At 63.3% G+C, this 13,117-nt stretch carries 12 protein-coding genes and 1 pseudogene; 4 read left to right on the top strand and 9 right to left on the bottom strand.

Annotated features, from left to right (window positions below):
• Positions 1–12 precede the first annotated feature (12 nt).
• Complete coding sequence (locus tag AC628_RS14440; RefSeq protein ID WP_074127467.1) at positions 13–669, top strand: phosphoribosylanthranilate isomerase; 657 nt, start codon at positions 13–15, stop codon at positions 667–669.
• Between the two features lie 143 nt (positions 670–812).
• Here AC628_RS14440 and AC628_RS14435 read toward each other — a convergent pair whose 3' ends face one another.
• From AC628_RS14435 to AC628_RS14405, 8 genes are all read right to left on the bottom strand, one after another.
• Positions 813–1,781: a zinc-binding dehydrogenase gene (locus tag AC628_RS14435; protein WP_074127492.1), complete on the bottom strand. Its 969-nt coding sequence runs from the start codon at positions 1,779–1,781 to the stop codon at positions 813–815.
• Between the two features lie 227 nt (positions 1,782–2,008).
• Positions 2,009–3,004, bottom strand: a complete 996-nt coding sequence (locus AC628_RS14430; protein ID WP_074127466.1) for an NAD(P)H-dependent flavin oxidoreductase — start codon at positions 3,002–3,004, stop codon at positions 2,009–2,011.
• Positions 3,005–3,251: 247 nt separating this feature from the next.
• Positions 3,252–3,686, bottom strand: a complete 435-nt coding sequence (locus tag AC628_RS14425; RefSeq protein WP_074127465.1) for a CBS domain-containing protein — start codon at positions 3,684–3,686, stop codon at positions 3,252–3,254.
• Between the two features lie 271 nt (positions 3,687–3,957).
• Complete coding sequence (gene oxlT, locus AC628_RS14420) at positions 3,958–5,277, bottom strand: oxalate/formate MFS antiporter (protein ID WP_074127464.1); 1,320 nt, start codon at positions 5,275–5,277, stop codon at positions 3,958–3,960.
• A 239-nt stretch (positions 5,278–5,516) separates the two neighbouring features.
• A complete protein-coding gene (oxlT, locus tag AC628_RS14415) occupies positions 5,517–6,812 on the bottom strand; it encodes an oxalate/formate MFS antiporter (RefSeq protein WP_074127463.1) in 1,296 nt (431 codons plus the stop codon).
• A gap of 256 nt (positions 6,813–7,068) precedes the next feature.
• A complete protein-coding gene (locus AC628_RS43985) occupies positions 7,069–7,221 on the bottom strand; it encodes a hypothetical protein (protein WP_168193376.1) in 153 nt (50 codons plus the stop codon).
• Between the two features lie 262 nt (positions 7,222–7,483).
• Positions 7,484–8,707: an MFS transporter gene (locus tag AC628_RS14410; protein ID WP_074127462.1), complete on the bottom strand. Its 1,224-nt coding sequence runs from the start codon at positions 8,705–8,707 to the stop codon at positions 7,484–7,486.
• Positions 8,708–8,949: 242 nt separating this feature from the next.
• Positions 8,950–9,456, bottom strand: a complete 507-nt coding sequence (locus tag AC628_RS14405) for a DUF2147 domain-containing protein (RefSeq protein ID WP_083632905.1) — start codon at positions 9,454–9,456, stop codon at positions 8,950–8,952.
• A 134-nt stretch (positions 9,457–9,590) separates the two neighbouring features.
• On the opposite strand from AC628_RS14405, the gene AC628_RS14400 reads away from it, so the two are divergent.
• Complete coding sequence (locus AC628_RS14400; protein ID WP_050423973.1) at positions 9,591–10,148, top strand: DUF2975 domain-containing protein; 558 nt, start codon at positions 9,591–9,593, stop codon at positions 10,146–10,148.
• Positions 10,149–10,152: 4 nt separating this feature from the next.
• Positions 10,153–10,402 (top strand): annotated as a pseudogene (locus AC628_RS14395) (helix-turn-helix domain-containing protein).
• A 73-nt stretch (positions 10,403–10,475) separates the two neighbouring features.
• Here AC628_RS14395 and AC628_RS14390 read toward each other — a convergent pair.
• Positions 10,476–11,294, bottom strand: a complete 819-nt coding sequence (locus AC628_RS14390; RefSeq protein WP_143201602.1) for a hypothetical protein — start codon at positions 11,292–11,294, stop codon at positions 10,476–10,478.
• 350 nt (positions 11,295–11,644) lie between these two features.
• Here AC628_RS14390 and AC628_RS14385 point away from each other — a divergent pair, with 350 nt between their 5' ends.
• A complete protein-coding gene (locus AC628_RS14385) occupies positions 11,645–13,084 on the top strand; it encodes an amidase (protein ID WP_074127460.1) in 1,440 nt (479 codons plus the stop codon).
• Positions 13,085–13,117 lie beyond the last annotated feature (33 nt).

The following is a 13,117-nucleotide window of genomic DNA, read 5'->3' as shown; positions in this document are numbered from 1 at the left end:
TGGTGCAGAACAATGCTGACGCAAATCTACGAAGTGGCGACACCGTTCGAAGCCGAGGCGATTTCCGCGATCGGTGTGGATCATGTCGGCGTGCTCGTCGGCGACGGCGCGTTCCCTCGCGAACTTTCGGTTCACAAAGCAGCAGCTGTCATGAAAGCGATCCGGGCACCGTCCGTGCTTTCGGCGCTGTTCCTCTCGGCGGATGTCGCCCTCATCGAACGGATGGTCAGGGAACTTGATCCGCCCGTCGTGCATCTTGGCGCTTCAAACGAATTGATCATGCCTGATCATGTTGTAGCGCTACGAAGGTTGCTGCCAACAACCAAAATCATGCGCAGCGTACCTGTAACGGGACCTGAAGCGGTGGACGTGGCGCGCGCTTATGATGGAATTGTCGACTGGATCCTGCTTGATAGTCATCGCATTGGTGACGTCCAGATCGGTGCGCAGGGCGTGACGCACGACTGGAGCATCAGTCGAACGATTGTCGAGACCGTTCGTAGCCCGGTCATCCTCGCTGGTGGCCTCGGACCAGACAATGTCAAGCAAGCCATCCGGTCGGTCCGGCCTGCGGGCGTTGACTCAAAAACGAAGACCGACCGAGAAGGCACCCACGCAAAGGACTTGGCGAAGGTCCGAGCGTTCTATGCCGCGGCGCAGAGCGGTTAGATCGCGCTTCTTCCGCAATAGCAGTGCGGGGGCGGACTAGTCCACCGGGTCCGCGCGAAGCGCGGCCCGATGACAGGCTCCAGCATGATCCGCGGTGCATCCGGCAGAAGATGGCGGATTGCGCTTAGCTAATCCGCACCCCGCTACAGCGTCACCACGATCTTGCCGAGGTGCTTGTTGGCTTCCATGTGCTCGAACGCCTTGCCGATGTCGGCGAATTTGTAGACCTGGTCGATCGGCAGCTGCAGCTTGCGCGCCTCGACCGCGGGCCAGATGTCCTTGCGCACCTCCTCGAAGATCTCTCTGATTTCCTCGATCGAGCGGGTGCGGAACGTGACGCCGATATACTGGATGCGGCGCGCCGCGTGCAGGTCGAAGTTGAAGTCGCCATGGGTGCCGCCGAGCCGGCCGACATTGACGATGCGGCCCTTGACCTTGGTCGCCTTCAAATTCTGGTTGGCGACCGATCCGGAGACCTGGTCGACGATCAGATCGACGCCTTCTCCTCCTGTCGCCTGCAGCACCTGATCGACCCAGGCGGGATCCTTGGAATCCACCGCGAGATCGGCGCCGAATTCCTTGAGCCTTCCGCGGCGCATCGCATCGGTCGAGGAGCCCACGACGAGCTTGGCGCCCTTCAGCTTTGCGATCTGCATCGCCATCAGACCGACGCCGGAGCTCGCGCCCTGGATCATGACGGTCTGTCCCGGCTGCAACGCGCCGTTGGTGACGACGGCGTTGTGCATGGTGGCGAGTGCGACGGGCAGGGTGGCGGCCTCGTCGAAGCTCATGTTCGAAGGGCTGCGGAACAGCCTGCCGTGGTCGGCGAGCGTGTATTCGGCGAACGCGGCGCCGCCGGAGCCCATGATCTTGTCGCCGACCTTGACGCCTTTGGCGTCGGGGCCGAGCTCGGCAACCTCGCCGGCCCATTCCATGCCGAGCACGGTGCCGACGCCGCCGGCTGCGCCGTGCGCGTGGCCCTTGGTCATGCCGAGATCGGCGCGGTTCAGCCCGCAGGCGTGAACCTTGACCAGCACCTGCGTGCCCTTCGGCACGGGCTTTGCGACGTCGGTGATTTCAGGGCCATTGGCTCCGTACACATAGGCTTTCATGGGCTTCTTCTTCTCGTTTGTGTCGTCTAACGCGAGATGACGCTGGAGCACCGTCATCCCCGCGCAAAGGCTACGCCTTTGTCGCTGGAGGCGCGAGCCTTGCGGCGCAATTGCGCCGCTCGGCGAGCCTCGAAGGATGAACGGCCCAGCTGGTGGCCGTCGCCCTTCGAGGTTCGCTTCGCGAGCACCTCAGGGTGACGGATAACATTTCCTGCTTCGGTCAGAAGCTATTCGGCAGCCTGGCGCTTAGCCCCGGACATCATCGCCTCGAGCCGTTCGCGGATGATCGCTTCCGCCTCGTGGACGATGCGCGAGATCAGTTCAGCGCAGGACGGGATGTCGTGGATCAGGCCCTGCACCTGGCCGGCCGACCAGATGCCCTCGTCGGCATCGCCGGTGGCGTAGACCATCTTGCCGCGGGCGCCGGCGACCAGCTCGCGGACGTCCTCGAACTTGGCGCCTTCCTTCTCCATCGCAACGACCTTGGTCGAGATCGCATTCTTGGCGACGCGCGAGGTGTTGCGCATGGTGCGGAAGATCAGCTCGGTCTCGCGCTCGTCATTGGCGACGATGCGTTCCTTGACGAGCTGATGGATCGGGCTCTCCTTGGTGCACATGAAGCGCGTGCCCATGTTGATGCCTTCGGCGCCGAGCGCCAGCGCTGCGACGAGGCCGCGGGCATCGCCGAAGCCGCCTGAGGCGATCATCGGGATCTTCACCTTGTCGGCGGCGGCCGGAATCAGGATCAGGCCGGGGGTGTCGTCCTCGCCGGGATGTCCGGCGCATTCAAAGCCGTCGATCGAGATCGCGTCGGCGCCCATCCGCTCGGCGGACAGTGCGTGGCGGACGCTGGTGCATTTGTGCAGCACCTTGACGCCGTGCTTCTTGAACTCGTCGACATGCTCCTGCGGCTTGTTGCCGGCGGTCTCGACGATCTTGATGCCGCTTTCGATGATGGCCTGGCGATACTCGGCGTAAGGCGGCGGCTTGATCGCGGGCAGGATGGTCAGGTTCACGCCGAACGGCTTGTCGGTCAGCTCGCGGCAGCGCGCGATCTCCTTGCGCAGATCGTCCGGCGTCGGCTGCGTCAGCGCGGTGATCATGCCGAGCGCGCCGGCATTGGCGACGGCGGCAACCAGCTCCGCGCGGCCGACCCATTGCATGCCGCCCTGCACGATCGGGTGGTCGACGCCGAATATTTCGGTGAAGCGTGTCTTGATCATTCTGCCCTCGTTTCCATCGGAATTTTCCGCGACGCGGACGGCCGCGCACGGTGTTGTTTTTGGATGTCGAGGGAAGGATGCAGTCCTGTCCGGCAAATGTCTACCGGTGACCTGCGGCGTGCCCATGCGGAAATGACGGGGCGCGGAGGTCAGGCGAAGGTGGGGCAGAAGTCTTTCGTCATCTGCTCAGGCGCCGGTGATCACACACGCAGCGCCTGGCCGAGCGCAATGACAGCCGGGATGTTTGTTACGCCGGCACAGCGTCCTTCTTCGACGCGGCGGTTTCCTCGTCGAACGCGGCCGCGATGTCGCGCATGCTGACGACGCCGATCAGGCTGTAATTGTCGATCACTGGCACGTGGCGAATGTGGTGCTTGGTCATCAGGTGACGGATGTGCTCGAGCGTGTCGCTCGAGCTGCACGACACCAGCTGCTGCACCGAGACCAGCTGCGAGACCTTCATGCTGGCACCGGCCGCGCCGTGCTCGGCGATCGCGCGCACCACATCGCGCTCGGTGAACATGCCGACGGCGGTGTTGCCCTCGGTGCGAACGACATCCTTCACCACGAGCGCGCTGATATTGCTGGCGCGCATCAGTTGCGCGGCGATCGCCACCGTCTCGTTCATGCGAACCGTAGCGACGCGAGGGGTTTTCTTGCGCAGGATATCTCCGACTTGCATGGCAACCTCCTTGGTTATCGTTGGCGGGATTCTGGTATACAAAATGCCAATTGTCAACGCCGCCGTCGCAGAAATCTACCACCTGGAAACAGCCAAAATAGGCAGAATAGCTGACGTTTCAGACGATTGGGACCGCCAGTGATGGGGCAGGTCATCGGTCGTTCCGGAAGTATCTGGTATCTGGTATCCCTGACTTGTCAAAAAGAAAGAGGCGCACCGAAGTGCGCCTCCATCAGTTCCCGAAATCCGGCAGTCGAATCAGGCCGACATCTCAGGCCGTTTTGGCGTTGGTCGCGGTCTCGGCTGCGGCCGCAGCCGCCTCGTTGCCGTTGATGAACGCGCGGCGCAACGGCTTGATCACGAACAGCGCCATCAGCGCCGCGGTGGCATTGAGGGCGACCGCGATCACGAACACCGCCTGCCAGCCATAGCTGGCGGCAACGATGCTGGCGGCCGGCACCAGGAGCGCTGCGGTGCCTTTCGCGGTGTAGAGCATGCCGTTGTTGGTGGTCGCGAATTTCGAGCCGAAGGTGTCGCCGCAGGTCGCCGGGAACAGCGAGTAGATCTCGCCGAACACGCCGAAATAGACCGCGGTGGCCAGCACGAACACCAGCGGGTTGTGGCCCCAGGTCGACAGCGTCAGCAGCATCAGCGCGCCGGTGCCGAACGCGATGAACATGGTGTGCTCACGGCCGATGTTATCGGAGACCCAGCCGAAGAACGGCCGTCCGAAACCGTCGAAGATGCGGTCGAGCGAGATCGCGAAGGTCAGCGCGGCCATCTGGAAGCCGGCGAGCGAGACCGGCGTCGTGGCGATCTTGTAGTCGTGCGCGATCGGCGCGATCTGCGCCGCCGCCATCAGGCCGCCGGAGGCGACCATCACGAACACCAGATACATCACCCAGAAGATCGGGCTGCGCAGCACCTGCGGCGGCGTGAAGTCGATCTTGGTCTGCGGCAGGTTGAGCTGCTTCTTCTTCGGCGGGATCGAGACGGCGGGCTTCTGGATGAAGAAGGCGAGCAGGAACACGATCAGGCCTTGCCCGATGCCGAAATCGAAGAACGCGGTCTGGTAGCCGCTCGAGGCGATCATGTTGGCGATCGGCACCACAGTCAGCGCTGCACCCGCGCCGAAGCCTGCGGCGGTGGCGCCGGCGGCGAGGCCGCGGCGATCGGGAAACCATTTCAGCGCATTTCCGACGCAGGTGCCGTAGACCGAGCCGGCGCCGATGCCGCCGATGACCGCCGCGGCATACAGCATGGTGAGTGAATCAGCGTAGGAGTTCAGCACCCAGGACAGCGCGATCATCACGCCGCCGAACATGATGACGATCCGCGGGCCGTATTTGTCGACGAACCAGGCCTCGACCGGCACCAGCCAGGTCTCGGTCACCACGAAGATCGTGAAGGCGAACTGGATTGCCGCGCGGCCCCAGTGATGCGCGCCGTCGATCGGATCGACGAACAGCGTCCAGCCATATTGCAGGTTGGCGATCATCGCCATGCAGACGATGCCCATGACAAGCTGCAGCCAGCGGAACCCGCTGAACGAAGGTTGAGCTTGTGTTGCGGCAGTATTGCTGGAAACCATCAAATCCTCCCGAGCGCGCCTGGTCTTCTTGTGACCCAGTGTCGCAATTATTGTGGCGTATCGTCGCAAGCACTTGGCGGGAGGTTGGTATACTATATCCCAGAAAGCAAGCCCATCTTTCTGCTGCGCCGCAGCAAAACTGGCATGCTTTGGGCTGATCTGGGCTCGCGATCGGTGCCGCAAAATGAAAAACGCCCGGCTTTGGCCGGGCGTTTTCGTCAGCAGAAGTGCCGCGTTGCCTAAGCCATCGCGGTTGATTTCGCGACCACGATTTTCCGCCATGGCTTGAGCACGGATATCGCGAGCAGCGAGGCCAGGATGTTGGCGCCGGCTGCGATGATGAACACGTTGTCCCAATTGCCCGACGATTGCTGCATGTAATTGGCGATCGGCACCAGGAGCGCCGCGGTGCCCTTCGCGGTGTAGAGCAGGCCCGCATTCGTCGTCGCGAACTTGGCACCGAAGGTGTCGGTGCAGGTCGAGGGGAACAGCGAGTAGATCTCGCCCCACGCGAAGAACACAAAGCCCGAGAGCAGCACGAACCAGATCGGATCGTGGCCCCAGAGATAGAGCATCCAGATGCCGATGCCTTCCATGCCGAAGGCGATGAACATCGTGTTCTCGCGGCCGATCATGTCGGAGATCCAGCCGAAGAACGGACGCGTCAGACCGTTGAGGACGCGGTCGATCGTGGCTGCGAAGGTCACGGCCGTCATCGTCACCGCCATCAGCGTCACCGGCACGCTGTCGACCTTCCAGTCGACCGCGATCGGTTTCAGGTTCGCCGTCACCATCAACCCACCGGCGCCGACGATCACGAACATGAAGTACATCAGCCAGAAGATCGGCTGCCGCAGCACTTCGGTCGGCTGATAATTGCGTCGGGTCTGGATGATGTTGGCGTTCTGCACGACGGCCGGCACCTGTCCGGCCTTCGGCGCGAGCAGGAAGAAGGCGAGCAGCACGATGATGATGCCCTGGCCGAGACCGAAATAGAGGAAGGTGGTCTGGAAGCCGGAGTCCTTGATCATAGCCTGGATCGGCGCGACCGTGAGCGCGGAGCCCGCGCCGAAGCCGGCTGCGGTGATGCCCGCTGCAAGCCCGCGCTTGTCGGGAAACCATTTCAGCGCGTTGCCGACGCAGGTGCCGTAGACGCCGCCGGCGCCGATGCCAGCGATGATCATGCCGAGATAGTAGCCGTTCAGCGAGGTCGCCTGCGCGTTGATCGCCCAGCCGATCGCGCAGAGGATGCCGCCGATCAGCACGACGAGGCGCGGGCCGTATTTATCGACGAACCAGCCTTCGACCGGCACCAGCCAGGTCTCGAACAGCACGAAGAGCGTAAAGGCCCACTGGATCGATGCGCGATCCCATCCAAATTTCTTCTGGATGTCGGGCACGAAGAACGTCCACCCGTATTGATAGTTTGCGATCATCACCATTGCGGCGACGCCGATCGCAAGTTGCGTCCAGCGATAGGTGTCGCTGACACGCGCGGCCGCGGGGGCCGCTGTTGCCTGAACCATGTCCGACATTCATCCTCCCAGTGCGCGCTTTGTCATTCTGCTTGTGGCGCGGCGCGATCATCTTGGTATCCGATATGCCAAGGTTCAAGCTGTCGCAGGGGCAGCGTGCGCATATGCCGCAGAAGACTCGGGCGCCCGCGCGAACACTAGTTCAGCGCGCAAAAAAAATGGCCCCGGAAATCGGGGCCATTGGTCGAAGGTTCAATGTCAGGTCGCATCTTGCAGCGAAACACGCCCGGCGAAGAGCGCCGGAAATCGCTGTGCCTCAGAGGCCGAAGCGCGGCAGGTCGCCGTTGCGGTTGGAGATCTCCGCGCTCTTCATCAGCAGGCGGTCGATCGAGGCGAGCAGGCGGCTGAACAGGGTCGAGGCCGGCGCGAGCGCGATGGCGGAAGTCTTGATGGCAGTCGTCTTGGACATTGTCGTCCCCTTTCACTGGAGGCCAGCAATGGGCCGGCGCATCATCTGCAGCCAAACTATGTATACCAGATGCCAGATACAACGGACTTGTTTGCATAGCAGCATGCACAATTGTGCAATGCAACAAAAGCCGCCTAGCATCCCAGATCGTGGGGAGCGGATGCGGAACCCGGCTGTGGACCTGCGCTAGGTATTGTTCGATCACCGGCCTTCGGTGGCGAGGTCAGGCCGCTGCTGGTCGTGTAGTTCGCCTGACGTCTCCTCAACGGTCTTGATCGTTCGCACGCTTGCTGATCGTATCGATCGCGAGCAGTCCGGCGAGCGACAGCAGGGCAAAGCCGAGACCACTAAGGAACGTGGCCGCAGGGCCAAGCGCGTCCCACAGCGCGCCTGCGATGACGCTCGAGCCAAGCATCGCGACGCCGGTCAGCAGGTTGAAATACCCGTAGGCGGTGCCACGCAGCGAAGCGGGCGAGGCATCGGCGACCAGCGTCGCGAACAGGCCCTGCGTCAGTCCCATGTGCAGACCCCAAAGGACGACGCCGAGCGCCAGCCCGCCGAGATTCGCAAGGGTGGCCAGCGCAAGATCGGCGGCGGCGAGGCAGACGAGCCCGAGTGCGAGCAGGCCGGTGCGGTTGATCTGGTCGGACAGCACGCCGGCCGGATAGGCCGATAGTGCATAGACGATGTTCATCAGCACGAGCACCGCGGGGACCCACATCGCGCCAAGTCCGACATCTTGTGCGCGCAGGATCAGGAACGCTTCGCTGAAGCGGGCGAGCGTGAATGCGACGCCGATCCCGACCACGCGCCAGTAGGATGTCCCGAGTTGCTTCGCAGCGGCGAGGCTCAGGGGGTTTTTCGTCCCGCCATCGTCGGCGTGACGCTTCGGCTCTTCGACGGCAAGCACGATCAGGGCGAGCGAGAGGAAGGCCGGAACGACGGCGAGCCAGAACACCGCGCGGAAATTGTCGGCGCTGACCCACATCAGGGCGATGGCGAGCAGGGGACCGACGAAGGCGCCTACCGTGTCGAGCGACTGCCGGAGGCCGAAGCTCGCGCCGCGCAATTCGGCGGGCGCGATATCGGCGACAAGCGCGTCGCGTGGCGCGCCGCGGATGCCCTTGCCGACGCGATCGATGAAGCGGGCGGCAATCAGCCAGCCGACCGTCGGCGCCAGCGGAAATACCGGCTTGGTGAAGGCGGCAAGTCCGTAGCCGATTGCCGCCAGAAGCTTGCGCTTGCCGAGCCAGTCAGACAACGCGCCTGAGAAGATTTTCGTGATCGAGGCGGTCGCTTCCGCGATGCCCTCGATGAAGCCGACCGTCACCATCGAGGTGCCGAGCACGGTGACGAGATAGACCGGCAGCAGCGCGTGGATCATCTCCGACGAGATGTCCATCAGCATCGACACGAAGCCCAGCGCCCAGATTCCCGCAGGGATTCGGGGCGGTGAGGCAGGTGGGTTGGGTTCGGCCGTTACCATCCTCCTCACTGGGCAATCCGCCATGGCACAGTTGCCGGCTCAACTGGCATGAGCCATCAACTCACGGCCGGTGAGCATCGGCGGACTTCACCGCCATCCCGTTTGCACATGTTAGCATTCAGGTGGCGCGAGGCGGAAGCGTAAGCGAGGTGGCCCATAAAGAAGGCCGCCCCGATGGGCGGCCTTGAGTGACTGGGTTTGCTTTTCTTCTTGGCCGAGTGAAGGGTCGGGGCCAGATCCCTTCACCGCGTCCAGTCTTCGCCCGCGCACAGCGTTCCCATGCAGCCGCGTACGTTCAGCGTGCCTGACGACACCAGCGTCACCGAGCTCTCATAGGTCTTGCCGTCATCGGCGTTGTAGATCCGGCCCGCCCATTTGTTCGGGCCTGCGGGCTGCATGTTGATGAACAGCGAGATGCCCATCACCGGCCGGGTGCGCTGCGCGGGATCGGCATTCTTGTCGTCGAGCTGCGGCTTGCCGGTGGCCTTGTCGGTCGGCTCCTTCAGCCAGACGACACGGCCGCACAGCGCGGCGCCACAGCGGTGGACCTTGATCCTGGCGTCGCCGGACTGAGTCAGCCAGACGCCGGCCGGATCGCTCGCCTTGTCGGTGGCTTTGGCGGCGTCGGCGGTGCCGCCGAGGAGCGGGATGTGCAACGCCGCCACGATCAGGCGGCGGGTCAGGTGAGCGTGGATCAACTGCTTTAGGGCCTTGAGCTGGCCGTCATTATCGGGGGCTAATGTCATCATCCACCTTCTTCATGAAAAATTTCATGATAAACATGAAATAAATCACGTTTTAAGTTGAGTCAACAACATTACCAAGGCATGATGCATCCCAGCCATAATGGCCTGTTTGGCAAAAATTTTTTCAGGTGGGTGCGATGGGGAAATCGGTTCGCGAGCAGCGCCAGCTTTGGTTTCGAAGGCTCGATCGGGCATTCTGGGTGATCTGGGCCGCGCTGCCGGTGGTGCTGTGGCTCGCCTATTACCGCACCACCACCGCCTCTGCCACGATCGCCGAAAGCCTCACCGGCGAGCAGGCCAAATGCGCCGCCATTGTCGCCAACCCGCTCACCATGTCGGCCAAGGGCCAGGTGCTGTTCTGGTCGCTGTTCGCGCTTGGGGTATCGTTTTACGCCGTGTTGATCGGCATCCTGCATCGCATGGTCAATCGATTCGCCAACGGGCGGATCTTCGTGTCCGAAACGCTGCAAGGTGTCTGGTGGATGGGGATCTTCCTGGTGGTCTGGCCGTTTGTGGATACGATCACGACCGTTGCGGTGAGCTATGCCCTGTATCAACTCGGCGACGTCAAATTCTTCCTGCCGAGCTACGGCGTCGACGTCAGCACCGTCGCTGGCGGCGTCTTCCTGATGGCGCTGAAGTTCGTGATCGAGCACGCCATCCTGTTGCAGTCCGAAAACGAGCTGACGATCTGAGGTGATGCCGGTGCCCATCGTGGTGAACCTCGATGTCATGCTCGCAAAGCGCAAGCGCCGCCTCGGAGACCTCGCGGACGCGATCGGCATCTCGATTCAGAACCTGTCGATCCTGAAGACCGGCAAGGCCAAGGCGATGCGCTTCTCGACGCTGTCGGCGATCTGCCGCGAGCTGGACTGCCGGCCGGGGGGACATATTGGAGTATGTGCCGGGCGATGAGGGCGGCGATGCCGAGAGCGGCGAGGGTGGTTGATGCGGCGCGCGTTTACGCGTGTGCGATGGATCGATCGCACACATGGTGTCCTGGTTTTAGTGACAACTGGACTTCAGTAGAGGCGCATCGGAAGGGCGACGCCGTCCGGACCGACGAGCAGGCCCCAGGTCTCGTCGGCAGCAACCGCGAATTCCAAGGTCTGCGCCGCGCCGCCCGCGATCTGGAGGGCGACCTTGTACATGCCCGGCGGCAGATTGATTTCCGCACCGTCCGGCGATCTGCGTCCGGTTGCAGGGGCGTCGGTCAGATGACGCCCGGCGCGTGCGTCCAGCTTGATGGTCTGCTCGTTGATGGTGATGACGGCCGTTTCATCCGTGGTATTGCCGAACAGGAGGCGCACCTGCCCCTGCGCTGGCTGGAGTTCGGCATTCGCTGCGGCAGATTTGCGCACCAATAGCCCGGCGACCGTCCGGTCGTGCTGGCGAATGAGCCGGAGGAGCGCGGGACCGCTTGACGTCGTGAACGCGACCATTGCCCTGTCGGGCTCGACGACCGGAACGCCGTTCTCGGTCCAGCCGCGCTTGCCGAGTGCGCCACGATAGAAGCTGAGCACGGCCGCAAGACCAAGCGCCGTCTCGACGCGAACCGCCTCGATGAGGGGTGAATTCCTCGCCGTCGTCAGCAGCCAGGGTTTGGGCCTGGGCAGTCCGGTCGCGAGATCGTCGCTCGCAGCCTCGACCGATGCCTCGGCCGCAGGAGCCGACAGAGCAGGCGCCTGCCGATGCTGTTCCCGGGACATTGGGCGATCGCCCAGGATGTGACGTCGACGGACGTCGGCTGCAACGCCGGACGCGGGCTCGACGTGGCGTTTTGCGAGCTCGATGGGGTAGCGAATATCGGATCCGATTGGCCGGTGGTTCTCGACCACCATCCGAGGTTGCAACTGACCAGCGGCGAAAAGCCGGTCGCGCAATATTCATGAGGATCCAGCGCCGCCATCAGCGCGACGACCGTTCGCTGCCGCCGTCACGACGGCCAGGCACCCGACGACCAAAACCACTGTCGTTCGACGCTTCATCGCCGAATCCAATGTGCACGAGGCATCGACGAGAGCCCTGAGGGCAGGCGCTCGTCTTGAGCTTAGTGGCATTGGCCCTGCAAAACGTTCATCGCCCGCTTGTCGTTTGTTTGCCGCCTTTCCAGGGCAATTTCATCTCATTGCTTCGTCGGGATCGTCACGTACTATGGACGGAGTTCGCGGCCACACTTGGGAGCTCCCCGATGAGCGATATCTGGCGGCTGTCTGCGACCGAACTTGCCCAACGCATCGCGCAGCGGCAGCTAAGCTCCGCAGAGGTGGTGAACGCCCATCTCGCCCGTATCGATGCTGTCAATCCGACGTTGAACGCCGTAGTGCGAGTCCTGGCCGAACAGGCTCGCGCGGCGGCGGACTTGGCTGACCGGCGACTTGCTGCCGGCGAGACGGTGGGTCCTCTGCACGGTGTGCCCTTCACGGTGAAGGAGAACATCGACATCGCGGGTCTGCCCACCACATGGGGCGTGCCCGCATTGGCAGAGGCAATTGTTCCGATGGACGCGCCGGTCGTGGAGCGGATGCGCGCCGCCGGTGCAATACCGATCGGCCGGACCAATCTGCCCGACATGGCGTTGCGCTTGCACACGGTCAGCTCACTCCATGGGCTGACCCGCAATCCATGGCACCCCAATCGTACGGCCGGCGGATCGAGCGGAGGTGAGGCAGCTGCCATCGCCAGCGGTATGAGCCCGATCGGGTTGGGCAATGACATCGGCGGTTCGTTGCGAAATCCGGCTAACGCCTGTGGCATTGCCTCGATACGTCCTTCGCTTGGCCGCGTGCCGGATGCGGATTGTGGCCCTGCCGAGGGGCAATTGCTGGCAGTCCAACTCATGAATGTCCAAGGTCCAATGGCGCGCCGGGTCGCCGATGTGCGCCTTGTGCTGCGCATATTGATGGGGGCGCATGCGCGCGATCCGTGGTCGATCGATGCGCCGTTTGAGGGACCGTCGCACCGGCCGACCCGCGTGGCCGTCATCGCCGAGCCGCCGGGAGGCAGCACTGATCCAGCGATAGCGGCCACGGTTCGACGTGCCGCGGATGCATTGGTCGAGGCCGGCTATGAGGTCGAAGAGGTATGCCCGCCGCGCTACCAGGAGGCCGTGAGTTGCTGGGCGCGCTTCATCTTGGGCGACCTCAGGTCGATGATTGGCCCGTTGTCGCAGATCATGGGCGCAGATGCGCTCGGGTTCCTGAATAGATTCGACGCGCTGGTGCCGGTGCTGCCCGACCCTGCGGCGTGGTCCGCCCTGATGATGGAGCGCCATGCGATTGCGCGGGCCTGGTCGGTGTTTATGGCCGAAAGGCCGTTGCTGTTGTCACCCACGTGGACTCAATTGCCGTTCGAGCACGGCTTTGACACGGCGACGGAGACCGGCGCCGCGACGGCCAAGGAGCTGATGCGCCCGGTGGTTCCTGCAAATCTGCTAGGACTGCCGTCGGCATGTGTCCCGGCCGGACGGGACGAGGAAACCGGACTCCCGATCGGGCTGCTGATTACCGGCTCGCGATTCCGCGAGGACCTATGCCTCGAGGCGGCCGAAGCAATCGAGGCGCGCCTCGGCTTGGCTACGCCGATCGATCCGGTGATGAGGCCGGATTTGCGCGCTGGTCAGTTGCAATAAGAGGTCAGGTTGCTGTTCATGACGAAGAATGCC

It is taken from the genome of Bradyrhizobium sp. NAS96.2 (assembly GCF_001908235.1).
Lineage (GTDB): Bacteria > Pseudomonadota > Alphaproteobacteria > Rhizobiales > Xanthobacteraceae > Bradyrhizobium.
This window is presented reverse-complemented; position numbering and strand designations above follow the sequence as displayed.